The 21,216-nt window shown below is 71.8% G+C and carries 22 protein-coding genes and 1 riboswitch; of the genes, 7 read left to right on the top strand and 15 right to left on the bottom strand.

Features of this window, described 5'->3' with window-relative positions:
- Positions 1-19 precede the first annotated feature (19 nt).
- From HZZ10_RS14300 to HZZ10_RS14280, 5 genes are all read right to left on the bottom strand, one after another.
- Positions 20-1,480 (bottom strand): serine hydrolase, encoded by a 1,461-nt coding sequence (locus HZZ10_RS14300; RefSeq protein ID WP_179914009.1) that lies wholly within the window; start codon positions 1,478-1,480, stop codon positions 20-22.
- Positions 1,481-1,588: 108 nt separating this feature from the next.
- Positions 1,589-1,906 carry a hypothetical protein gene (locus HZZ10_RS14295; RefSeq protein WP_056135621.1) on the bottom strand — a complete coding sequence of 106 codons (318 nt, stop codon included), beginning with the start codon at positions 1,904-1,906 and terminating at the stop codon, positions 1,589-1,591.
- A 40-nt stretch (positions 1,907-1,946) separates the two neighbouring features.
- Positions 1,947-2,279: a hypothetical protein gene (locus HZZ10_RS14290; protein ID WP_179914008.1), complete on the bottom strand. Its 333-nt coding sequence runs from the start codon at positions 2,277-2,279 to the stop codon at positions 1,947-1,949.
- Positions 2,280-2,387: 108 nt separating this feature from the next.
- Positions 2,388-4,385 (bottom strand): heavy metal translocating P-type ATPase, encoded by a 1,998-nt coding sequence (locus HZZ10_RS14285; RefSeq protein ID WP_179914007.1) that lies wholly within the window; start codon positions 4,383-4,385, stop codon positions 2,388-2,390.
- A gap of 99 nt (positions 4,386-4,484) precedes the next feature.
- Complete coding sequence (locus HZZ10_RS14280) at positions 4,485-4,733, bottom strand: heavy-metal-associated domain-containing protein (protein WP_056135629.1); 249 nt, start codon at positions 4,731-4,733, stop codon at positions 4,485-4,487.
- 177 nt (positions 4,734-4,910) lie between these two features.
- Between HZZ10_RS14280 and HZZ10_RS14275 the strand changes: the two genes are divergently transcribed.
- The gene (locus tag HZZ10_RS14275; protein WP_179914006.1) at positions 4,911-5,597 is read left to right on the top strand and encodes a Crp/Fnr family transcriptional regulator; all 687 of its coding nucleotides are present in this window, start codon (positions 4,911-4,913) and stop codon (positions 5,595-5,597) included.
- Positions 5,598-5,740: 143 nt separating this feature from the next.
- Here the strand turns inward: HZZ10_RS14275 and HZZ10_RS14270 are convergent, their stop codons facing one another.
- Complete coding sequence (locus tag HZZ10_RS14270) at positions 5,741-5,980, bottom strand: DUF4235 domain-containing protein (RefSeq protein ID WP_179914005.1); 240 nt, start codon at positions 5,978-5,980, stop codon at positions 5,741-5,743.
- A 133-nt stretch (positions 5,981-6,113) separates the two neighbouring features.
- A riboswitch (TPP riboswitch) is annotated at positions 6,114-6,218 on the top strand.
- A gap of 50 nt (positions 6,219-6,268) precedes the next feature.
- Between HZZ10_RS14270 and HZZ10_RS14265 the strand changes: the two genes are divergently transcribed.
- From HZZ10_RS14265 to HZZ10_RS14255, 3 genes are read left to right on the top strand one after another with little or no spacing between them, the layout of a single operon-like run.
- Positions 6,269-7,375 carry a thiamine ABC transporter substrate-binding protein gene (locus HZZ10_RS14265; RefSeq protein ID WP_179914004.1) on the top strand — a complete coding sequence of 369 codons (1,107 nt, stop codon included), beginning with the start codon at positions 6,269-6,271 and terminating at the stop codon, positions 7,373-7,375.
- 5 nt (positions 7,376-7,380) lie between these two features.
- A complete protein-coding gene (locus HZZ10_RS14260; RefSeq protein WP_082544124.1) occupies positions 7,381-9,141 on the top strand; it encodes an ABC transporter permease in 1,761 nt (586 codons plus the stop codon).
- Positions 9,141-10,289, top strand: a complete 1,149-nt coding sequence (locus HZZ10_RS14255; protein ID WP_179914003.1) for an ABC transporter ATP-binding protein — start codon at positions 9,141-9,143, stop codon at positions 10,287-10,289. Before HZZ10_RS14260 ends, HZZ10_RS14255 begins: the two co-directional genes overlap by 1 nt.
- Before the next feature lie 50 nt (positions 10,290-10,339).
- Here HZZ10_RS14255 and HZZ10_RS14250 read toward each other — a convergent pair whose 3' ends face one another.
- Positions 10,340-11,344 carry an aldo/keto reductase gene (locus HZZ10_RS14250; RefSeq protein WP_179914002.1) on the bottom strand — a complete coding sequence of 335 codons (1,005 nt, stop codon included), beginning with the start codon at positions 11,342-11,344 and terminating at the stop codon, positions 10,340-10,342.
- A 184-nt stretch (positions 11,345-11,528) separates the two neighbouring features.
- Complete coding sequence (locus HZZ10_RS14245) at positions 11,529-11,963, bottom strand: MerR family transcriptional regulator (RefSeq protein ID WP_179914001.1); 435 nt, start codon at positions 11,961-11,963, stop codon at positions 11,529-11,531.
- Between the two features lie 207 nt (positions 11,964-12,170).
- On the opposite strand from HZZ10_RS14245, the gene HZZ10_RS14240 reads away from it, so the two are divergent.
- Both HZZ10_RS14240 and HZZ10_RS14235 read left to right on the top strand, forming a co-directional pair.
- Positions 12,171-12,791, top strand: coding sequence for a DNA-3-methyladenine glycosylase I (locus tag HZZ10_RS14240; protein ID WP_179914000.1), 621 nt, complete (start codon positions 12,171-12,173; stop codon positions 12,789-12,791).
- A 339-nt stretch (positions 12,792-13,130) separates the two neighbouring features.
- Entirely contained in the window at positions 13,131-13,859 is a 729-nt protein-coding gene (locus tag HZZ10_RS14235) for an ABC transporter ATP-binding protein (protein WP_179913999.1), read from the top strand.
- 153 nt (positions 13,860-14,012) lie between these two features.
- On the opposite strand, the gene HZZ10_RS14230 is transcribed toward HZZ10_RS14235, so the two are convergent.
- From HZZ10_RS14230 to HZZ10_RS14200, 7 genes are all read right to left on the bottom strand, one after another.
- Entirely contained in the window at positions 14,013-15,230 is a 1,218-nt protein-coding gene (locus tag HZZ10_RS14230) for a CU044_5270 family protein (RefSeq protein ID WP_056135648.1), read from the bottom strand.
- Positions 15,227-16,084 carry an RNA polymerase sigma factor gene (locus tag HZZ10_RS14225; RefSeq protein ID WP_056135651.1) on the bottom strand — a complete coding sequence of 286 codons (858 nt, stop codon included), beginning with the start codon at positions 16,082-16,084 and terminating at the stop codon, positions 15,227-15,229. Before HZZ10_RS14225 ends, HZZ10_RS14230 begins: the two co-directional genes overlap by 4 nt.
- Positions 16,081-17,208, bottom strand: coding sequence for a CU044_5270 family protein (locus HZZ10_RS14220; protein ID WP_228087620.1), 1,128 nt, complete (start codon positions 17,206-17,208; stop codon positions 16,081-16,083). The genes HZZ10_RS14225 and HZZ10_RS14220 overlap by 4 nt, the downstream gene beginning before the upstream one ends.
- A 164-nt stretch (positions 17,209-17,372) precedes the next feature.
- Positions 17,373-17,798 (bottom strand): peptidase inhibitor family I36 protein, encoded by a 426-nt coding sequence (locus tag HZZ10_RS14215; RefSeq protein ID WP_179913997.1) that lies wholly within the window; start codon positions 17,796-17,798, stop codon positions 17,373-17,375.
- Positions 17,799-18,022: 224 nt separating this feature from the next.
- Positions 18,023-18,175, bottom strand: a complete 153-nt coding sequence (locus HZZ10_RS14210; RefSeq protein ID WP_179913996.1) for a hypothetical protein — start codon at positions 18,173-18,175, stop codon at positions 18,023-18,025.
- Between the two features lie 159 nt (positions 18,176-18,334).
- Entirely contained in the window at positions 18,335-19,033 is a 699-nt protein-coding gene (pnuC, locus tag HZZ10_RS14205) for a nicotinamide riboside transporter PnuC (RefSeq protein ID WP_056135664.1), read from the bottom strand.
- A 413-nt stretch (positions 19,034-19,446) separates the two neighbouring features.
- On the bottom strand, positions 19,447-20,598 hold the full coding sequence (locus HZZ10_RS14200) for an SLC13 family permease (RefSeq protein ID WP_179914012.1): 1,152 nt from the start codon (positions 20,596-20,598) through the stop codon (positions 19,447-19,449).
- Between the two features lie 308 nt (positions 20,599-20,906).
- Between HZZ10_RS14200 and HZZ10_RS14195 the strand changes: the two genes are divergently transcribed.
- Complete coding sequence (locus HZZ10_RS14195) at positions 20,907-21,152, top strand: hypothetical protein (RefSeq protein WP_056135667.1); 246 nt, start codon at positions 20,907-20,909, stop codon at positions 21,150-21,152.
- Positions 21,153-21,216: the final 64 nt, after the last annotated feature.

Here is a 21,216-nt window from a genome sequence, read left to right as displayed (position 1 = left end):
GACGTCGGGCTCTGCTGTGTCACGACCCGTACAGCCCGAAGGCGTCCTCGGCGAGGGAGAACAGGTCGACGGGGGCGGGCAGGGCGAGAGGGTCGTCGGTCGCGAGCTGGAGGCTCACCACGACGGTCTCCCCGTCGGCGGTCTCGGCCAGCCACGACCCGGCGATCTCACCGGGTGCGTTGCCGCCCTTGAAGGCGACGTAGGGCCAGTCGGCCTCGTCGAGGGTGATCCCGGTGTTCGCCGACAGGATGTCGCGGACGGGCTCGCCGGCCTCCGTGCCCGCCATGGTCTGCAGGCCGGCGTGCGCGGAGCAGAGGTCGGCGGCCGTGGCGAACCAGTCGAGGCCGTCGTCCCAGCGGGGGGTCGTGACAGACATCGGGTCGATGTCGAGCAAGCCCGCCGGCACCTCGCCCTGCAGCGCCTCGCGCGCGTCCACGTCGAGGTCGGTCCAGCTCGGGACGGCCTCCGGGGCACCCCAGCCGAACCAGAAGAGGTCGCGCGTGGTGAGCAGCGGCGTGTTGAGCGCCGGGTCGTGGTGGCCCATGTCGCCCATCGCGGAGACGACGGCGTCGCGGCCCACCGTGCTGATGAGCAGGTCTGTCGCGGTGTTGTCGCTGATCGAGATCATGCCGGCCGCTGCCTGCTGGACTGTCACGGTGGTCCCGGCCGGCTGGTCCTGCAGGGTGCCCGAGGGCAAGGACTTGAGGTCGTCGGTGAGGGTGAGCTCGGTGTCCCAGGTGAGGGTGCCGTCGGCGACGGCCGTCACCACGGCCCCGAGGACGTAGAGCTTGACGATCGACCCGACAGGCATCGGCGTGGCCGTCTCGCCGGCCTGGTGGACGGGTGTGCACAGACCGGCCTCGTCGACCGTCGACACCTGGAGCGAGTGGTCGACGCCGGTGTCGCCGAGCAACGAGTCCAGCTCGTCCCAGCTCGCGGCCGGTGCGCGGTCGGGGTTGCTCCCGGGCGCGAAGAACAGGGTCGTCACCTGACCGGCCTCGTCGGTCGCGACCTGCATCTCGAGGTAGGTCGCGGCCGTGTCGACGATCGTCACCGAGACGGCTGACCCTTCACCAGCGACAGCCCGAGGCGTCCACGGGCCTGTCGCGGCGAGCGCTGTCAGGGTCGCGGCGAGGTCCTCGGCGCTCATCTCGGCGAGCACAGCCTCGGAGACGCGGGCGGTGATCTCGTCGGCGCTCACGGTGGTCTCGGGGTCGAGCTGCTCGAGGAACCAGGCGGCCTGCTCTCCCGCGGGGCCCTCGGGGAGATCGGCGGGCTCGGAGGATGGTTCTTCGACCGGGGTCGAGGTCGTCGACGTGCTCGAGGCCGTCGATGTGGGCTCGGTCTCGCTGTCGTCGGAGGAGGAGGAGCACCCGGTGAGGACGAGCGCGGCCGCCAGCGTGGCGGCTCCAGGGGCTCGGAGCGATCGGGCTCGGAGCGGTCGGTCAGGGCGCGGGCTGGGCAGTGGCGTCCGTGGCATCGCTCGACGCTATCAAGTTCTGCGGCTCTGCGCCGAGGGGGACCGCGCGACAGGGGGCCTGCCGAGCGGCACCTCCGGCGAAGGGCTCGAATGCCACGTCGCCCCAGGTCAGCCGATCGCCTCGACCGCGGACTGGGCTCGCCGCAGCGAGTCCTGGGCGCTCGCGTCGCTGTCGGTCAGCGCGCGGCGCAGGGCCTGGACGATCCCGCGGACCTCCGCGGCGACCGTCGCCCAGCGTTGCTCCTGCGCCTGGTAGTCACCGGAGACACCTGTGGCCTCGTAGTCGGCCATCGCGTCCCGGACGTCGGCCGAGCGCTGGTCCATCAGACCGTCGAGCCGCGCTGCGACCCTGTCGAAGTTCTCCTGAGCAGCCGTCGATGCTGCGGTGTCGTAGTCCCTGCGGTCTGTCGTGCTCGTCGTGCTCATCGTCGTCGTCTCCTGAGGTCGTTGGTCAGCAGGTCTGTGGTCAGCGGCCGGAGAACCGCGCGGAGGCGAAGGACGCGCTGCCCTCGGTCGCCCGGGTCTCGTCGGCCATCGTCTGGTCGCCCTCGGCGAAGGCGCGGTCCATGCCGTCGATGCCGACCAGGACCGAGGCGAGCGCCGCGTCGAGCTCGACGGCGATCTGCTCGGTGCGTCGGCGGAACCTGTCGAAGGCCTGCCGGCCAGCGCCGTGGAATCGCCCCTCGAGCGGCTCGGCCGCCGCGGAGAGCTCCCGGACGACGGCGCCGAGGTCGTCGCTCGACGTCGACGTCTTCCGTGCGAGCGCCGTCAGCACGCCTGCCCCCATCGCAAACTTCATGCCCTGCTCCTGCCGTGACAGGGCGGCGACCTCGGACCGGTCGCTGCCGTTGCACCGACACTAGGAGCGCGCAGCGGTGCGCGGACGTTGTCCACAGGGACGAGATCTTCAGCCTCGGGAGCCGACGGACGTCAGGCTGGGCCTGGAGGGCTGGTCGACCGTGGCGTGGCCGCTGCTGCGCAGGAGGCGCATCGCGTTGACGATCACCACCAGGACAGAGGCCTCGTGGACGAGCATGCCGACAGACATGGTCAGCCCCCCTGCGACGACGCCGGCCAGCAGCAGCACGACCGTGGCCAGGGCGACGACGATGTTCTGCCTCATCACCGCCACGGTCCGTCGGGCCAGGCTGATCGCCTCAGGCAGCCTGAGCAGGTCGTCACCCATCAGTGCGATGTCTGCGGTCTCCACGGCCGCCGCGGAGCCTGCTGCCCCCATCGCCACGCCGATGTCGGCCGCGGCCAGGGCAGGGGTGTCGTTGACCCCGTCGCCGACCATGGCCACGGTGTGGCCCTGCCGTTGCAGCTGCTCGACCACGTCCAGCTTGTCCTCGGGGAGCAGCGCGGAGTGGACCTCGTCGATCCCGGTGGCCTTCCCGACGGCCTCGGCCACCAGCCGGTTGTCACCGGTGAGCATGACGACCTTCGTGACGCCGGCCCTGTGCAGCATCGAGACGGCCTCAGCGGCGTCCGCGCGGACCTGGTCGGCGACGGCGAGGACGCCGATCACGGTGCCGCCGACGGCCACCGTCATGGGCGTCTTGCCGTCGGCGGCGAGCGCCGCGGCGACCTGGGAGACACCGCGGGCGTCGGCCACCCCGTACCGCTCGAGCAGCAGCGGGCTGCCGACCAGCACCCGCTGACCGTCGACCTCGGCCATGATGCCCATGCCGGGCACCGGGACCACCGTGCCCGGTATCTCTGAGGGACCGACCCCGTCCTCGTCCGCAGCCGCCAGGACGGGACGTGCCAGCGGGTGCTCGGACCCGGCCTCGGCGGCCGCAGCCCAGCGCAGCACGTCGGCACGACCCAGGCGCGGGTCCAGGACCACCACGTCGGTCAGGCGGGGTCGGCCTTCGGTGAGCGTCCCGGTCTTGTCCATGGCGACCACGGAGATCTTCGCCGAGGTCTCGAGGAACTCACCGCCCTTGATGAGGATCCCTCGACGAGCGGCCCGGCCGATGCCGGCGACGATCGCGACGGGGATCGAGACGACCAGCGCGCCGGGGCACCCGATGACCAGCAGGGTCAGCGCGAGGACCACGTCACCCGTGACGACGCCGGCCGCCACGGCGAGCACCATCACGGCGGGTGTGTACCACCTGGAGAACTTGTCCATGAAGGCCTGCGTGCGGGCCTTGGCGTCCTGGGCCTCTTCGACGCGGTGGATGATGCGGGCGAGGGTGGAGTCTGCTCCGGTCCCGGTGGCCTGCACCCGCAAGAAGCCTGCTCGGGAGATCGTCCCCGCGTAGACGCGGTCACCTCTGGACTTCTCGGCCGGTATCGACTCGCCCGTGATGGACGCCTCGTCGACCGCGCCGGTCCCGCCCAGGACCTCTCCGTCGACAGGGACCTTCGTGCCGTTCTTGACCAGGACCACCTCGCCGACCCTCACCTGCGCCGCAGGGATCTCCAGCTGCTCGCCGTCGCGGACGACGACGGCGTGGTCCGGGGCCACCGCGACCAGCTCGGCCAGGGCGGAGCGCGTCTTGCCCAGGGTCGCGGCCTCGAGGGCGTGACCTGTCGCGAACAAGAACGTGACTGCCGCAGCCTCCCAGAAGTTGCCGATCACCACGGCCCCGATCGCCGCAGCCGCCACGAGCAGGTCGATCCCGACGACCCTGGCGACGAGTGCGCGCAGGGCCGTGATGGTGATCCCCCAGCCGGCGGTGACCGCGGCGGCCAGCATGACGGCGTCCGCGAGGGTGAAGAGCGTGCCGGGGACTGCGGCGTGCTCACCGGCATCGAGCCACCACTGCGGGCTCAGCGTGACGTCACCCGCACCTCCGGCCGACTGCCTGAGGGCGAAGGAGACCAGGACGAGCACCCCTGACACGACGGGCGTCGACCAGTCCCCGTGGACCCATCTCTCGAACCTGCTCCCCATCGGAGCACCACCTCTCTGCGGGGCGCGCCGGTCGCCCGGCGCGCCTGGAGGAACTACGGGTCGGGCACCCGCGGGTGCCCGGAGAGCACAGATCAGAGGTCAGACCTTCGAGGGTGCGGCCCTGTAGCCGGCCTTGGCCACGGCGGCGACGAGCTGGTCCACGGTGACGCGTCCGGCGTCGTGGTCGATCTCGATGCGTGACGAGGCGAACTGGACCCGCACGCGCTCGACACCGTCGAGCCGGCCCACCTGCTTCTCGATCTTGGCCACGCAGGACGGGCAGGAGAACCCCTCGGCTCTCAGGACTGTGCGGGTGGTGGAGGTGGCGGGTGCTGTCGAGGTGGACATGGTCGGATCCCTTCGTTGGTGACGGTTCTCAGCGACACCTTCACGGTAGGAGGGATCTCCTGGAGACTCCTTGACGCAGGTCAAGCACCGGCACAGTCCGTCGGCACTGCCTGCCGGGAGGCGCCGGAGCAGCCTCGGCAACCCGTAGGTGCCGGGTGGTCCGGGTAGGTTCGGGGCATGGCTGAGGACGACCTCTGCGTGGCCCGCGTCCCGATCTTCCACGGGTTGTCGCGCCAGGAGCAGCTCCGGGTGGCAGGGGCGGCGCGGTCCGTGTCGTTCCAGAAGGGCGAGGTCGTCTCCGACCCCGGAGACCCGGCGTCGAGCCTGCTCGTGATGCACAGCGGGCAGCTCAAGGTCAGCCGGACGTCCTCCGACGGTCAGGAGCAGATCCTCAGGAGAGTCACCGCCGGCGACGTCGTGGGCGAGCGCGCCTTCCTGACAGGTCGCCCGCCCCTCGACACTGTCGTCGCCCTCGACGACAGCCAGATGTGCGTGTTCCACCCAGCGAGGTTCTCGGCTCTGCTGCGTGACTATCCCGACATCAGCCAGCGGATGCTGCGGACGCTCTCCGACAGGCTCGCCTCGGTCGAGCGGCTGCTGTCGGCCATCACGTCGGAGGACGTCGGCGTCCGGGTCGCGGCCTACCTGCTGGACCTCGTGACAGCGACCACCAGCAGGACCGGCCGGGCCACGGTGCTGCTGCCGATGGCGAAGCACGAGGTCGCCGCGTATCTCGGGACCACCCCCGAGACCCTGAGCCGGCGCCTGGCGGCGCTGTCGGCCTCGGGCGTCATCGAGCTCCGAGGGCGCCGGGGGCTCTCTGTCCTCGACCTCAGGGCTCTCGAGGACGCCGCCCGTCGCTGAGCCTGCGTGCCGCGACGACCCGCGACGACCCGCGGCAGCGCGGCACGCAGCCGGACCGCTGTGCTCAGCCTCGCTGCGGTGCTCACGCGGCCGCGGTACCCATCCGGGCCGCAGCGCACAGGGGCGCCGCAGCCGCGCCAGGGTCAGCGCTTGCGGGCGTGCAGACGCTTCGCGACGCGCGAGGTCCCCCGGGTGGCGAGCACCCGGGTGAGGGCGGCGGTCGCGCTCGTCACCGCAGCGAAGGCCACGATGCTCGCGACCGTCGCGTCGTCGTCGTCCCCGTGCACCGGGGAGTGCCCGGTGACCTTGGTCCACAGCGCGGCGACCGCCTTCTGGGCGACCCACCCGGCACCGAGCGAGACAGCGAGCGTGGTGATCTTCATCGGTACCGACTGGTCCTGGGCCACGATTCCTCCGCGATTGGTCGTCTGAGCAGGTGATCCGCTCCTGTCGCACCACGCTAGCCGTCCGGGCTCGCACCCGCATACCGCACCGCCGACCGCGAGGTAACCTGGGAGAGAACGACAGGGGAGCGCAGGAGCGCTGAGAGTGCGGAACCACCCGCAGACCCTCGAACCTGATCCGGTTTGCACCGGCGTAGGGAGTCGGGCTATCTCGCCACGCACGCGTGGTACCCCTTCTGAGGCACATGTCCAGGAGGACGCAGCATCATGCACAGCACCACCAGCACCAGGACAGCACGCACCACACGCTCCGTACGGCTGACCACAGCGACGATCGCCGGGACCCTGGTCCTCGCGCTCGCGGCCTGCTCGAGCGACTCCGCGACAGGCGGCACGGGCGACGCGTCGGGGTCAGGGAGCGCCACGACTGTCGACGTCGTCGTCCACGACTCCTTCGGCATCACCGACGAGACCAAGGCCGCCTTCGAGGAGCAGAGCGGGCTGACGCTCAACATCATCACGACCGGTGACGGCGGCGCGCTCGCCAACAAGCTCGTGCTCACCAAGGACTCCCCGCTCGGCGACGTCGCCTTCGGCATCGACACGTCCTTCGCGTCCCGCGCCGTCGACGCGGGCGTCTTCGAGCCCTACACCTCGCCCGAGCTGCCCGAGAGCGCCGCCGACCTCGCGGTCGACGACTCCGGCACCCTCACCCCTGTCGACTACGGCGACGTGTGCCTCAACATCGACACCGGATGGTTCGCCGAGGAGGGCATCGACGCCCCGGTCACCCTCGAAGACCTCGCCGACCCCGAGTACCGGGACCTCACCGTCGTGACGAACCCGGCGACCTCGACGCCCGGCCTGTCCTTCCTCTTCGCGACCATCGGCCACTTCGGCACCGACGGCTACCTCGACTACTGGAAGAGCCTCACCGACAACGGCCTCAAGGTCGTCGAGGGCTGGGAGGACGCCTACTACACGGACTTCTCCGCCAACGGCGAGGGCGACCGCCCGATCGTCCTCTCCTACGCGTCCTCCCCGGCCTTCACGGTGAGCGACGACGGTGCGTCGAGCACCACGGCAGCCCTGCTCGACACCTGCTTCCGCCAGGTCGAGTACGCCGGGGTCCTCGCCAACGGCGACAACCCCGAGGGTGCCCAGGCCTTCGTCGACTTCCTGCTCGGCGACCAGTTCCAGGCCGACATCCCCGAGACCATGTACGTGTACCCCGTGAGCCCTGACGTGACGGTCCCGGCCGACTGGGAGTCCTTCGCGCCCGTGCCCACGGACCCGATCGCCCTCGACCCCGCCGAGATCTCCGCGAACCGTGACGCGTGGATCAAGGACTGGACCGCCCAGGTCGTCGGCTGAGCACCATGACCACCCTCCAGGACGGCACCACGACCCGCGAGGGTCGTACGGGTGCCTCCGCCCCGCGACCGGCCGGACGCCCCGAGCGTCCCGCCGGCCGCGGGGCCCTGCTGCGCCGGACCTCGTGGGCGCTCGCCGTCGCCGTGCCCGTCGCCTTCCTCGGGATCTTCTTCGTGTGGCCCGTCGGCGCGCTCGTCGGGCGCGGCTTCTGGGCCGACGGGACGCTCGACCTCGGCGGTTTTGCCGACGTCTTCTCCCAGCCCCGCACCTGGCGGATCGTCGGCCTGACCCTCGCGCAGGCGACGCTCGGCACCGTCGTGTCGCTGCTGCTCGGCATCCCCGGCGCCTACGTCCTCTACAGGTGTACCTTCCGCGGGCAGGCGGCCGTCCGCGCCTTCGTCACCGTGCCCTTCGTGCTGCCCACAGTCGTCGTCGGTGTCGCCTTCCGCGCGCTGCTCGCGGAGTCCGGCCCGCTCGGCTCCCTCGGGCTCGACGGGACCTTCACGGCGATCGTCATCGCCCTGGTCTTCTTCAACTACTCCGTCGTCGTGCGCACTGTCGGCGGGCTGTGGGAGCACCTCGACCCGCGCGCCGAGCAGGCCGCCCGCGCCCTGGGAGCCTCACCCTCCCGGGCGTTCTGGACCGTGACGCTCCCGGCGCTCGGCCCGGCCGTCGCCTCGGCCGCCGCGGTCGTCTTCCTCTTCTGCGCGACGGCCTTCGGGGTCGTCCTGGTCCTCGGCGGTCAGCGCTACGGCACCATCGAGACCGAGATCTGGATGCAGACCGTCCAGTTCCTCGACCTGCGCACGGCCGCGGTGCTGTCCGTCGCGCAGCTCGTCGTGGTGAGCGCCGCGCTCGCGGTCGCCTCGAGGGCGCGCTCGCGCCGCGAGACCGCGCTCGCCCTCACCGCCGCCACACGCTCGACCCACCCGTTGCGGCTGCGCAGCGCCGACGCCCTGCCCGCGGCGCTCACGGCCGTCGTCGTGCTGGTGCTCCTCGCCTGGCCGATCGCCAACCTCGTGCTCCGCTCCCTCCGGACCCCTGACGGCTGGGGGCTCGGCAACTACGCCGCGCTCGGCACCACAGGCGGGCGCAACGCGCTCACCGTCACGGTGTGGGAGGCAGCCGCGACCTCGTTGCGCACAGCAGCCTGGGCGACTGTCGTCGCGCTGGTCGTCGGCGGCCTCGTCGCCCTGGTCGTCTCGCGACGACCGCGCGACCCGGCGGCCCGACGCGCGGTGTCGGTCATGGACTCGGTGTTCATGCTGCCCCTCGGGGTCTCCGCGGTGACCGTCGGCTTCGGCTTCCTCATCACCCTCGACAGGCCGCTCGGCCTGAGCGTCGACCTGCGGACCTCCGGGCTGCTCGTCCCGATCGCCCAGGCCGTCGTCGCGACCCCGCTGGTCGTGAGGACCGTGCTGCCTGTGCTGCGCGCGATCGACCCGCGCCAGCGCGAGGTGGCCGCGACCCTCGGCGCACCGCCCGGACGTGTCCTGGCGACCGTCGACTGGCCCATCGTCGCCCGCTCGCTCGGGCTCGCCATCGGCTTCGCCTTCGCCGTGTCCCTCGGCGAGTTCGGGGCGACGTCCTTCCTCGCCCGACCCGACGGCGCGACCCTGCCCGTCGTCATCTTCCGGCTCATCGGCCGGCCCGGCGCCGAGAACTACGGCATGGCGCTCGCCGCCTCCGTCGTCCTCGCGCTCCTCACCGCGACAGTCATGCTCCTCGCCGAGCGGCTGCGCGGAGACAGGACAGGAGAGTTCTGATGAGCACCACGACAGCGCGCCCCGCAGGAGCGGCGCCCGGCAGCCGAGCACCCGGGAGCGGTCTGCGCGTCGAGCAGCTGGTCGTGACCTACGCGGCTGGCCCGGGGGCCGCGGACGAGCAGGTCACGGAGGCCGGGCTGCCGGCCACCCGCCCCTCCCGGCGACACCGGGGCAGCGCCACGACAGCCGTCGCCGGCGTGGACCTCGACGTCGCCCGGGGTGAGGTCGTCGCCATCCTCGGGCCCTCGGGCTGCGGCAAGTCGAGCCTGCTGCGCGCCGTGGCCGGGCTCGAGCCTGTCGCGAGCGGCCGGGTGCTGTGGGACGGAGCCGACGTCGCCGGGGTGCCCGTGCACAGGCGCGGCTTCGGGCTCATGTTCCAGGACGGCCAGCTGTTCGCGCACCGCGACGTCGCGGGCAACGTCGAGTACGGGCTGCGCATGCAGCGGGTGCCACGGGACCAGCGCCGCACCCGGGTCGCCGAGCTGCTCGAGGTCGTCGGTCTGCCCGGGAGCGGTCGTCGGTCGGTCGCCACCATGTCCGGCGGCGAGCGTCAGCGCGTAGCCCTCGCCCGGGCCCTGGCGCCCCAGCCCGGTCTGCTGCTCCTCGACGAGCCCCTGTCGGCCCTCGACCGCGCGCTGCGCGAGCGTCTCGCGGCAGACCTGCGTGCCGCGCTCGTCGAGACCGGCACGACGGCGCTCTTCGTCACGCACGACCACGACGAGGCCTTCACGGTGGCCGACAGGGTCGCCGTCATGTCCCGTGGACGGTTGCTGCAGGTGGACGCGCCGGCGCGTCTCTGGGCGGCTCCGGCCGACCTGGAGGTCGCGTCGTTCCTCGGGTACCAGGCCTTCGTGCCTGACGGCGACGGCTGGACGGCCGTCGGCCCCGACGGCTTCGTGCTCCGGGACGCCTCAGCAGCCCGCTGGAGGGCGACCGTGCTGAGCACGACCTTCCGCCGCGGGGTCGCCGAGGTCTCGGTCGAGACCGACCTCGGCGACGGTCCGGTCCGCGTCTCCGTCCGGAGCGGCCCGGTCAGTGCTGACGGCGCCAGCAGTGCCAGCGGTGCTGTGAGCGCTGTCGAGCTGGTCCGGGGAGCAGTCGTCGGGCTCGACCTCGACCCCGCGCGGACCGCCCGCGTCCCGCGCTGAGCCGCGGGCCTCGCAGCCGGAGGCCGCGGCTCAGCCCGGAGGCAGGGCGGTCAGTCGTCGATCGAGGACAGGTCGCCGTAGCGTGCCCCCGCGACGGCGTCGCGCGGGACGGCTCGGTCGAGGGCGGCCAGGTCGTCGGCGTCCAGGCGGACGGCCGCTGCCCCGACGTTCTCCTCGAGGTAGGGGATCCGCCGGGTCCCGGGGATGGGGACGACGTCCTCGCCCTGGGCCAGCACCCAGGCGAGCGCGAGCTGACCCGAGGTGATGCCCTTGGCCTCGGCGAGCCGCCGCACGGCGTCGACGAGGGCGAGGTTCCTCTCGAGCGCCTCGCCCTGGAACCGCGGGAAGTAGCCTGTGCGCCGTGAGTCGCCGGCCTCGAGGGTCGCATCCGTCACGGTGCCCGTGAGGATCCCGCGGCCGAGCGGCGAGTAGGGGACCAGCCCGATCCCGAGCTCGCGGATCGTCGGGAGGATCGTGTCCTCGAGATCTCGGGTGAAGAGCGAGTACTCGGTCTGCAGTGCGGTGATCGGGTGCACGGCGTGCGCGCGGCGGATGGTCTCGGAGGAGGCCTCCGACAGCCCGAGGTGGCGGACCTTGCCTGCTGCGACGAGCTCGGTCATCGCGCCGACGGTCTCCTCGATCGGTACGTCCGGGTCGACGCGGTGCTGGTAGTAGAGGTCGACGTGGTCCACACCGAGACGCTCGAGCGACGCGTCGCAGGCCGCCCGCACGTACTCGGGACGGCCGTTGATGCCGACCCTGGTCCCGTCGGGCAGACGCTCGTTGCCGAACTTCGTGGCGAGCTGGACCTCGTCGCGTCGGCCGGCGACCGCGGAGCCGACGAGACGCTCGTTGGTGAAGGGCCCGTACATGTCCGCGGTGTCGAGCAGGGTGACACCCAGGTCGAGGGCCCGGTGGATGGTCGAGGTCGCGGTGGCCTCGTCGGTCGTGCCGTAGAACTCGGACATGCCCATGCAGCCGAGGCCCAGCGTCGAGACTGTCAAGGGCGAGGCTGTGCCGAGGGTGCGGGTCTGGAGGGTGGGTCGAGGAGTCATGACCTCAGCCAACTCCTTCGAGTGCGCTCGAAGTCAAGCGCTGCGTGCACAGGTCCTGCGCCGCCGGGATCGTCGCGGACCGGCGCAGACCTCTCCGGGGCCTGGGGATCGACGGTGGGTGGCGGCGTGCGGCAGCGAACGACGGTGGGTGGCGGCGTGCGGCATCGAGCGACGGTGCGCCAGGTCAGTTCCGCGCTGCGAGCCGGGCCGTGTAGATGTCGATCTTCCGGTCGACGGCTCCGAGGTGCTCGGTGACCTCCGCGAGCTGGGCGAGGACCCGTTCACGGTGCCGCAGCAGCAGGTCGAGCCGCGCCTGCTCGGTGCTGGGGCCCTGACGCACGAGCTCTGCGTACTCGCGCACCCCGGTGATCGACATCCCGGTCGACCGCAGCCGCGTCACGAGCACGATCCAGGCCACGTCCTCCTCCCGGTACCGCCGCTGACCGCTGCTGGACCGCGGGACCGGCACGAGCAGCAGGCCGTCCTGCTCGTAGTACCGGAGCGTGTGGGCCGTGAGCCCGGTCCTGCCGGCCACCTGCGCGATGGTCAGCAGCGGGGCGTCTGCAGGCGCAGGCGGGTCGGTGGACGGCTGTGCCGCAGCCGTCGAGAGAGTCGTCACAGCTCCAGTGAACTCCCGCGGGGGGCCGAGGTCCAGCGGCGCAGACGCCGGAGCGTGGGTGGGGCGTGGGACGATCGTCTCCGCCCGACCCTTCCTCTGCTCTGGCAGGGGTGCACCCCGAGGAGGCGCAGTGCGCACCGAGACCACCGGAGCTGGCCGCACCACCTGCGAGCCCGCCGTCCGCCGCCCCTGTGCCGCGAGCGACAGGTGACGCCCCGCCACGACGGGCTCGTCCTGTGCGAAGACGGCCTCGCCCGCCCGCCGTGGGCGGCCGTCGACCCGATGCTCCGCGCCTACTACGACACCGAGTGGGGCATCCCTGTGCGGGACGAGCACGGGCTGTACGAGCGCATCACCCTCGAGGCCTTCCAGTCCGGGTTGTCCTGGGCGACGATCCTGCGCAAGCGTGACGCCTTCCGCGAGGTCTTCTGCGCCTTCGACCCAGAACGGGTCGCCGTCTTCGAGGAGACCGACGTCGAGCGACTGCTGGTCGACGCCCGCATCGTCCGGAACCGGGCCAAGATCCGCGCGGCCGTGACGAACGCCCGCGCGACCCTCGCACTGCGCGACGAGGGCGGGCTGGTCGACCTCGTCTGGTCGTTCCAGCCTGCCGCAGCACCTGCCCCGGCGAGCCTCGCCGAGATCCCGACCCGGTCACCCGAGTCCCTCGCCCTGTCGAAGGCTCTGCGCGCGAAGGGCTTCGCCTTCGTCGGACCGACCACCATGTTCGCGCTCATGGAGGCTGTCGGGATGGTCGACACCCACGTGGTCGGCAGCCACCGAGCCGGACCCGCCGCCCCGCCGAGAGGTCTCGGTCCCGCGCTCTGACGCGGCTCACCCTGACCTTCTCGTCTCCGGCTGAGGAATGTGATGCGTACCACAGATTGACGTGTGACAACCAGGTCTGCAGCGGCGATGTATGTACGACGGAACATCGTCGCAGGGGTGAGCAGGTCATCACGAGAGTCGAGCAGCGCAGGGGAACCGCTGCTGTGTCTCTCGGACCGGTCACCCGGGCAGGGCATGGTCGAGCACGCTGGAACCGGACGTCGCAGGGGGGCGTCTCCCGGTTGGTGGGCTCGGTCCGTGGCGCAAGGGACGGGGGTGCGGCTGGCTGAGGGAGACCTCGCGCCGGACGCACCCCTCCTGCACATCCGGGGGGAGAGCATGGCCATCAGCATCGAGGCTGCGCGCAGCGCGCCGTCTGTCGCGAGCCACCAGGCCGCACGGCTGACGGCGGTCGACGTCGTCCTCTCTGCTCCCGCTGGCACCGTCCACGCGCTCCGCGACGTCGACCTCGACGTGCACGCAGCGAGCTCGCTCGCCGTGACAGGCGCATCTGGCAGCGGCAAGTCGACCCTCTTGTCGGTCCTGGCGCTCGTCAGGCGCCCCACCTCGGGCGGCGTCGCGGTCGACGGGCACGAGACGAGCGGCCTGGACCGTTCCGAGCTGGTGAGCCTGCGCAGCAGCCGCGTCGGCACGGTCTTCCAGTCCTTCCACCTCGAGGGATCCCTCTCCGCGGTCCAGAACGTCATGCTGCCCTGGTACTTCAAGCACGGACGGACGGCCCGGCGCACGGCGAAGGAGCGCGCGCTCGGCGTGCTCGACCTGCTCGGTGGCGTGCACCTCGCCGACCGCCGGCCCACCGACATGTGCGAGGAGGACCGGCAGCGCGTCGCGATCGCCCGGGCCCTCGTCCTCGACCCGGCCCTGGTCCTCGCCGACGAGCCGGCGACCTCCCTCGACCGAGACGCTGCCGACTCTGTCGCCGAGCTGCTGCTCGCCGTGCCGCGGCTCACCGGCGCGGCCGTCGTGATGGTGACGGCACGCTCGTGCGTCGCGGCTGCGGCCGACCGGGTCGTCGAGCTCGACTCCGGCAGGATCGTCTCCGCCTGAGCGGTTCCCGCCCGACTGATGCCTGCCCTCGACTGACAGGCGGGCCTTGTCCGACCGGTCTGCTTCGTCTGACCGGCTGATCGTGCTCGACCGGGGGCCTCGCTCGAGCGGTCGGCAGCGACGGCAGGGCACGCCGTGGACCGGACGTGCCCGTCAGTCTCCGATGGCGGCGACCCAGCGTCGGTCGGTGATCGTCGTGAAGCCCGTGACCGTCGGCTCGTCGACGTCGATCATGAGGTTCGTCAGCGTGACAGTCTCGGTGCCCATGAGCTGGCCGTCGGTCGGCGAGATGATGAGGACCGTGACCGCCTCGACGTCAGAGTCCTTCATGAGGGAGTCCGGGACCGCGACGGCCACCCCGGGGCGCCCGAGCCTGTCCGTCGTGTCCCCCAGCAGCTGGATCGACGGCGCGTCGGAGAGCACCGTCAGCATCGCCGAGGCGACGTCCTGCGGGACGATCGAGGTCCTGGAGAGGCTGGCGGCCGCCTCGACCAGCAGCGTGTCGCGGTACTCCGGGTTCTCTACGTACTCCGCGGGCATGGTTGCGAGGAGCGCGGACTCCATGGCGTCGGGGTCGGTCGGCAGCTCGGCGACGGCGAAGGGCTCGACAGTGCCGGGCATGAAGTCGTCGGTCGACAGCGGGCCAGCCGCCGAGTCTTCGGCGTCGGGGTCGACCCTGCCGTCGTAGCCGACGGCCTCGGCGCGGCGCTGGACGGACTGGGCAGACCCGTCCGGAGCCACCCACCACTCGTCGGAGGTCGGGTAGACCGCCGTCGTCGTGTTCCCGTCGGCGTCGCCGACGGACTCGCTCAACCAGGAGTAGCGGCTGATGTGCTGGACGTCGCCGGCACGGGGCAGGTCTGGTGCGTCGTCGGCGACCGAGGCCAGCTCGACGAGGGTGTCGTGTGCGGAGGGCAGCGAGCCGTCCCAGGCTGCTTCCGGCGACGCCTCTGCATAGACCAGCGGCGGAGCCCCGCCGGCGACGGCGGTCGGGCTGGAGCTCAGCTGTGATCCGACGACGGCGACGACGACGGTCGCCGCGGCGACCGCGAGCACGGCCGCTCGACGATGCAGGCGCTGTCGGCGGGCGGACTCACCGGACCTGTCGGTGGCGGGCTGGACCCGGCGGGCGCTGCTGGCGGCAGACGGCTCCACCTCCGTGGGGCCGGGGCGCGGGGTCGCTAGGATGCTGGCCAGCAGGGACTCCGCAGCGTCGGGGCTGCGGAGGTCGTGGCCTGAGGTGTCTGCGGTGCCAGCCGTGGTGCGGGTCGCGGGTTCCAGGAGCGCGGCCGGGACCTCCGGGAGCAGGTGGTGCTCGCGCATGAGAGCCCTGAGCTCTTCGACGTCGTGCGCGCCGAGGTCGTCGGTCATCGTCCCTCACCTCCGTCGCCGGTCGTCTCGCGTTCGAGCAGGATCGTCCGCAACCGGGTCCGGGCCCGGGACACGCGGGTGGTCACCGAGCTGACCGAGCACTCGAGCACCTCGGCGGTCTCGGCGCAGGACAGCCCTGCGAGGACGGTGAACGCCACGGCGTCACGCTCGGCGGGTGGCAGCAGGTCGAGGAGGTCGCGCGCTGCGCGCAGCGACTCGATCGCCTCGCCGACAGGACCGTGGTCGGTCGGTCGCAGGCTCGAGACCTTCGCCCGCAGACGTGAACGACGGCCTGCGTTCTGCGCGGCCTGCAGCAGCTTGTTCCGGAGGACCCCGTAGACCCAGGCGCGTCGCCCTGACGGGTCGGTCGGGACCTTCTCCCACCCGTGCCACACAGCGAGGAAGGTGTCGCCCACGACGTCGTCGACGAGCTCGAGGTCGACGCGGCGCAGGACGAAGGTCCGGACCTCGGTGTGCATCGAGCGGAACAGGTCGCTGAACTGGGACTCCGCGTCCGCGTCGGGGGTGAGGCCCGCGGCCGGGACGTCGCTCGACCGGCGGGTGCCCGTCTCGGCCTGGGTCTCGGGTGCTGGCGAGGGTCCGGTGCCCGCGAGCTCTGCGGTACGCGGCGCGGGGCTCGGGTCGTCGGCGACGAGACGCAGACCGGTCAGGGCTCTGCCCGGCCGGTCTCGATCTTGCCCACGACTGCTCGCGATCGGTGACGCCCCCTCGTCCGTTGCGCTCGGTGCCTCGCCGGGGCAGGCTGCTGTCCCGGGCGCTGCCCGCTCGAGGTGATCATATCTGGCGTCGTGCGGCAGGCTCACCCGCATCGGCATGGTGGTGAGCGGGGTCATCGCCCGACCTCCGTCGTGTACTCGGACAGGGTGATGGCAGAGAACCCGGTGACTGTCGGTGAGGTGACGCCGAGCAGGTCGCTGCGCAGGGTCAGCATCTCGGTCGCGAGCAGCTGGCCGGTCTCCTCCGACACGATGAGGACCAGCACGGACTCGTCGTCGCTCGGGTCCTCCGGGATCTTCGGCGCCTCGACCGCGACAGCCGTGCCCTCGCGACCTGCGCGGTCGGTCGTGGGGCCGAGGAGCCTGACGGTCGGCTGCTGGGCGAGCATGTCCCAGAAGGCGCCCGTGAGGTCTTGCGGCACGACGCCCGACCCGAAGTATGTCTGAACCTGCTCGGTGAGGCAGTACCCCTTCCAGTCGTCGAGGCTGCACTCGGCCGAGGAGCGGCCGAGGATGTCAGCGGCCAGCGCGGCGGGGTCCTCGGGGAGCCGAGCGACGTCGTCGAAGGTCCCTGGGAGGACGGCGTCTGACGAGAGCTCGCCTGCGAGCGACGGCCCGGCCTCGGTGTTGATCGCACCGTCGTAGGTCACGGCTCCAGCACGACGCTGGGTGATGAGACCCGACCCGTCGGCGGCGAGCCAGCGCTCGGTGACCGTGGGGTAGACGGACGTGGCCTGTCCGGACCCGTCGGGCGCCGGGCCGGTCTCGCCGAGCCACTCCTGCGCCACGACGTGCTGGACGGTCCCGGTCCGGACAGGTTCAGGAGTCTCCCGAGCGGCGTCCGCGAGCCCGCGCAGGGTAGCGCTGGCGTCGGGGAGCTCGTCCAGGCTCGACTCGGCGAGGTCGCCCACCCCGTAGGAGAGCGAGGGGATGGTCGACGCCGCCGCCGGCTGGGCGCGGCTGCCCTCGGCGGCGACCAGGGCGACGACGAGAGCCACAGCCGCGACTGCGGCGATCATCGTCCCCCGCCGTCGACCGGGTTGCCAGCGATGCTCCGACGTGCCCACGAGGGCGGTGCTGTCGGGTGGAGAAGGTCGGTGGGGCGCAGGCGCTCCCTGACGGCGCTGCGGCGCGGGCAGCGACGCTCGACGGGCAGGGCGCGGTCTGCTCTCGAGGATCCTGCTCAACAGCTGCTCGGGGTCTGGCGGCAGGAGGAGGCAGTCGGGGACGCGAGGCACCATGAGGTGGGCAGCGAGGAGCGCGCTCGTCGCGCGGACCTCGGCCGCTCCCTCTGCGGTGTGGATCACCGTGTGTCTCCCCTCGCTCGCCTGTCGTACCTCTGGTTGCTGGACCTGCTAGGACTCCTCCGGTGCCCGACCTCTCCGCCGTCAGGCGCGACTGGTGCTCAGCAGCTGCTGCTGGCGAGCAGCGCGACCGACCTGGCCGGTACCGAGAGGCTCGCGATCTTCATGCTGGGTGTGTAGCAGACCCACGACCCGGTCCCTCCGGTCCCCGAGTACACCCGAGCCGCCCTGCTCGACCGGTTCCACAGCGACTTGCTGTTCACGAAGCCCGTCGACAGGGGTGCGGTCGACGCCACCCCACGGTAGATCCCTGCGAAGCTGGGCTCGCTCCAGACGCAGAAGGCCCCGCTCGTGCACTGCGCCTCGCTGAACAGCTGCACGACCGACTCCGACCCGTCGCTCTCACCGACCCCGTCTGATGCGCTCGCCGTCACCGGGGCGAACCCCAGCAGAGTGACGACCGCGACCATGGCGACAAGCCGCCACGACGTGTGCCGCCCAGCGACGTGTGCCTTCACTGTGTTCATCGCTCCAACCCCTTCCTGTGTCACGTCTCGAAGCGTGACGATGACCACAGGCTAGGGCGGGATGTCCGGTTGTGGGCGGAAGATCGTAAAGATCACCCTCTGATTCACCCGATGCCCCCTGGCGCGCCGAGAGGCCCCGCACCAACGGTGCGGGGCCTCTCGGGTGCTGCTCGGTCGAGCCGTGCAGCGGGGGTCCTGACAGGAGTGAGCCGTCAGGACTCACGTCATCTCTTCGACGACCGTCCGCCGAGGAATCCGAGGATGAGGCTGACGAGCAGCACGGCGATGCCGACGTAGATGAGGAACTTGGCGACCCCGGCAAAGCCGAGGACGAGAAGAACGACGCCGACGAGCAGGATGATGAGCCAACTAGGCATGAGTCCTCCAAGAGAAGCTGGGCCCGAACTTCGGGCGGCACCGAGCCTGCCAGTGCTCAGGCGCCTCCGCATCTCGAGAGCCCTGGACCGGGGCGAGGCGGGTGCGGGACGAGCGACGGACCGGTGGGTGCCGGGGCCTGTGCCCGAGGGCTGGCCCGGTCAGCGGGACGACGACACCACGCCGACGGCCGGGGGCTCCAGCAGCCGGGTCTGGGCGTCGTCGCGTCGCCGCATGCGGGCCCACAGGAAGAAGCCGGCGAGGGTGAACGCGCCGTAGAACACGTACATGAAGGCGGAGGCGTAGAACCCAGCACTCACCAGCAACGGGACCCCTACGAGGTCGACCGCCACCCAGATGAGCCAGAACTCCACCCACCCACGTGCCATGCCGTAGGTGGCCAGCAGTGATCCCGTGAAGATCCAGGCGTCGGCCCAGACGGGCTCGTAGGACCCGAGGGCCCGGAACACTGGAGTGAGGACCAGGGTCCCGCCGACCAGCGCGACCACGAGGAGTGCACGCTGTCGCGGGGTCGCCCACTCGGGGACCACGCCGACGCCGTTCGACTCGCGGCTCTGGCGCCAGCGCACCCAGCCGTAGACCGAGACCACGATGAACATCACCTGCCGGCCGGCCTGCCCGAGGAGGGTCACGGCCGACGGGGTGTCGAAGACCGACCCGAGGAACACCGTGAGCAGCAGCAGGTTCCCGACGATGCCGACAGGCCAGGCCCACACCTTGCGTCGCATGCCGCCCAGCGCGCAGACGAGACCGAAGAGGTTGCCGATGATCTCGCGCCACAGGACCGTCTGGTCGCCGATGACGAGCTGGGCGTCGAAGAGCCAGCTGATGAGTCCCACGAGATTCTCCTGTCGATGGCTGGGCCACGAGGGTCAGCGTTCTCAGGGCACCATTCATTCCCAGCGTGGATCTGCACGATGCCCTACGTGATTCTGGCCGAGCGTCACGCAGGGACGGCACCTTGGCCCCGCAACACGCGGCTGACGCCACCCGATCTCGGGTCTCGTCTACGCAGGTGTCCGTTCTGGGCTCCTTGGCGTGCATAAAGTGTGCCGAAGCGAGGTGCCCGGCGGGGCTGGAGGGTCCCGCCAGTCAGGCGCCTCGCCGAGGCGCGGTGCACCCTGCCACCGGGGGGTGCGGGGTGCGACCGGCCGGTCCGGCAGGGGGACGAGGAGACAGCGACGCTGATACCTCGACCCCCTCCCGGGCTCCTCGAGCCACTGCAGGATCCCGCCCAGGGAAGTCCTCGGGCTCAGCCTGCGGAGAGCAGCAGGACCGCCGTGACGACTGTCGGCGGGACGACGAGCAGCCCGAGCAGCGCGTACCGGGTCCACGAGATCGAGACGTCGAGCGCCTCGAGCCGCGCGTGCCACAGCAGGGTCGCGAGCGACGCCCAGGGGGTGAGCAGCGCCCCGGCGTTCACACCGATCAGCAGGGCTGCGAGCCGGAGCGGGCTCTCCGCGACAGGCTCGAGCGCGAGGTAGGCCGGCAGGTTGTTGACGAGGTTCGCGCCGAGCGTCCCCACCCCGGAGAGCTGGAGCAGCGCCACGGTCGACTCGCCCGTGCCGGCGACCGAGGCGAGCAGCCCCGTCAGCCCGAGGGCGTGCCCGGCCTCGATGACCAGGAACAGCCCGGAGGCCAGCAGCACCAGCTCCCACGGCACGAGCCGGAACCGCAGGACCGAGCGACGTCGCACCGCGAAGAGCCCTGCGAGGACGACGGCGGCGACTGTCGCCGGGATCCAGACCTCGACGCCCGAGACGAGGGCCGGCAGCAGGAGCACGACCACCGTCGCGCTCGCGGCGAGCAGCACGGGGTCGTCAGGGTGGGCCACCTCACGCGGCTGGTACCTGCGCAGCAGGTCGCGGCGGAACACGAAGAACAGCACGAGGCTCGGGACCACGACCGCCGCGACGGCGGGGCCGAGCATGAGCCTGGCGAAGTCGACAGGGCTGCCGAGGTCCAGCCTGCCCTCGGCCAGCAGGTTCGTGAGGTTCGAGACGGGCAGCAGGAGCGACCCGGTGTTCGCGAGCCACACCGTGGTGAGGGCGAAGGGCAGCGGCGGGAGACCGACCTGCCGGGAGAGCAGCACGACGACCGGTGTGAGAAGCACGGCTGTCGTGTCGAGGGAGAGGAACACCGTGCTCGTGGTCGCGAGGGCGACGACCAGGAGCCACAGCACCCATGCCCTGTCGAGACCCCACCGTGTCAGGCGCGAGGCGACGACCGTGAACAGCCCCGCCTCGGAGGCGAGCTCGGTGACCACCGTGATCATCACGACGAACAGCAGGACGGGCCAGACACGGTCGGCCACCCCGCCGACCTCGTCGAGGGAGAGCACACCTGTCAGCACCGCAAGGACGCCGACCCCGAGGAGGGACGCGCCGACTGCCGCTGAGCGCACGAGCACCTCCGGGTCCGGCTCCACGGCGGCCGTGCTCGGCGCGCCGGGGACCATCATGCGCTGCAGGCCCGCCCGTCGCCGCCCAGAGGTGCCCGGTGAGACACGGGTGTCCTGTCGACGAGGCCCGGGCGGTGCTCTGGCCGTCATGATGTCGACGGCTGGTGCTCGGGCCCGGTGCCACGGTGCTGCTTCGTCCTGCGTGGTCATCGGCCCGGACGTACGCTCGAGTCCCCGCCAGGTCGCGGCGTAGCAGTGCCAGGCCACCGGGGTCACCCGACCGTAGATCGCAGCAGGGCAAGGAGAAGCTCATGAAGTCCAAGTTGGTGTTCGTCGTCGGGCTCGCCGCAGGGTACGTCCTGGGAGCCCGGGCCGGCCGTCGTCGTTTCGAGTCGATCAAGACCCACGCCCGCGACGTCTGGGCCTCTGACTCGGTCCAGTCCGCGGTCTCGAGCGTCCAGGAGAAGGCCGCCGAGGTCGCGAAGGACCAGAGCGCCGTCCTCAAGGACAAGGTCGCCGAGGCGGTCGACGCAGCGAAGAAGCACACGAAGCACTGAGGTCACGGCAGGCCGCCCGGCAGCGGGCGGACCTGCAGCGTGACCCGAGGCAGCACGGCACAGG

Source organism: Sanguibacter inulinus (assembly GCF_013415325.1).
GTDB lineage: Bacteria > Actinomycetota > Actinomycetes > Actinomycetales > Cellulomonadaceae > Sanguibacter > Sanguibacter inulinus.
The sequence above is the reverse complement of the archived record's forward strand: the minus strand, read 5'-3'. Positions and strand labels throughout refer to the sequence as shown.

Coding starts and splice junctions, on each gene's coding strand:
- HZZ10_RS14195 (WP_056135667.1), top strand. CDS start 20,907: ATGAAGTCCAAGTTGGTGTTCGTCGTCGGGCTCGCCGCAGGGTACGTC.
- HZZ10_RS14270 (WP_179914005.1), bottom strand. CDS start 5,980: ATGAAGATCACCACGCTCGCTGTCTCGCTCGGTGCCGGGTGGGTCGCC.
- HZZ10_RS14290 (WP_179914008.1), bottom strand. CDS start 2,279: ATGAAGTTTGCGATGGGGGCAGGCGTGCTGACGGCGCTCGCACGGAAG.
- HZZ10_RS14275 (WP_179914006.1), top strand. CDS start 4,911: ATGGCTGAGGACGACCTCTGCGTGGCCCGCGTCCCGATCTTCCACGGG.
- HZZ10_RS14235 (WP_179913999.1), top strand. CDS start 13,131: ATGGCCATCAGCATCGAGGCTGCGCGCAGCGCGCCGTCTGTCGCGAGC.
- HZZ10_RS14295 (WP_056135621.1), bottom strand. CDS start 1,906: ATGAGCACGACGAGCACGACAGACCGCAGGGACTACGACACCGCAGCA.
- HZZ10_RS14210 (WP_179913996.1), bottom strand. CDS start 18,175: ATGCCTAGTTGGCTCATCATCCTGCTCGTCGGCGTCGTTCTTCTCGTC.
- HZZ10_RS14280 (WP_056135629.1), bottom strand. CDS start 4,733: ATGTCCACCTCGACAGCACCCGCCACCTCCACCACCCGCACAGTCCTG.
- HZZ10_RS14265 (WP_179914004.1), top strand. CDS start 6,269: ATGCACAGCACCACCAGCACCAGGACAGCACGCACCACACGCTCCGTA.
- HZZ10_RS14285 (WP_179914007.1), bottom strand. CDS start 4,385: ATGGGGAGCAGGTTCGAGAGATGGGTCCACGGGGACTGGTCGACGCCC.
- HZZ10_RS14220 (WP_228087620.1), bottom strand. CDS start 17,208: ATGGTGCCTCGCGTCCCCGACTGCCTCCTCCTGCCGCCAGACCCCGAG.
- HZZ10_RS14225 (WP_056135651.1), bottom strand. CDS start 16,084: ATGACCCCGCTCACCACCATGCCGATGCGGGTGAGCCTGCCGCACGAC.
- HZZ10_RS14250 (WP_179914002.1), bottom strand. CDS start 11,344: ATGACTCCTCGACCCACCCTCCAGACCCGCACCCTCGGCACAGCCTCG.
- HZZ10_RS14260 (WP_082544124.1), top strand. CDS start 7,381: ATGACCACCCTCCAGGACGGCACCACGACCCGCGAGGGTCGTACGGGT.
- HZZ10_RS14215 (WP_179913997.1), bottom strand. CDS start 17,798: ATGAACACAGTGAAGGCACACGTCGCTGGGCGGCACACGTCGTGGCGG.
- HZZ10_RS14300 (WP_179914009.1), bottom strand. CDS start 1,480: ATGCCACGGACGCCACTGCCCAGCCCGCGCCCTGACCGACCGCTCCGA.
- HZZ10_RS14255 (WP_179914003.1), top strand. CDS start 9,141: ATGAGCACCACGACAGCGCGCCCCGCAGGAGCGGCGCCCGGCAGCCGA.
- HZZ10_RS14230 (WP_056135648.1), bottom strand. CDS start 15,230: ATGACCGACGACCTCGGCGCGCACGACGTCGAAGAGCTCAGGGCTCTC.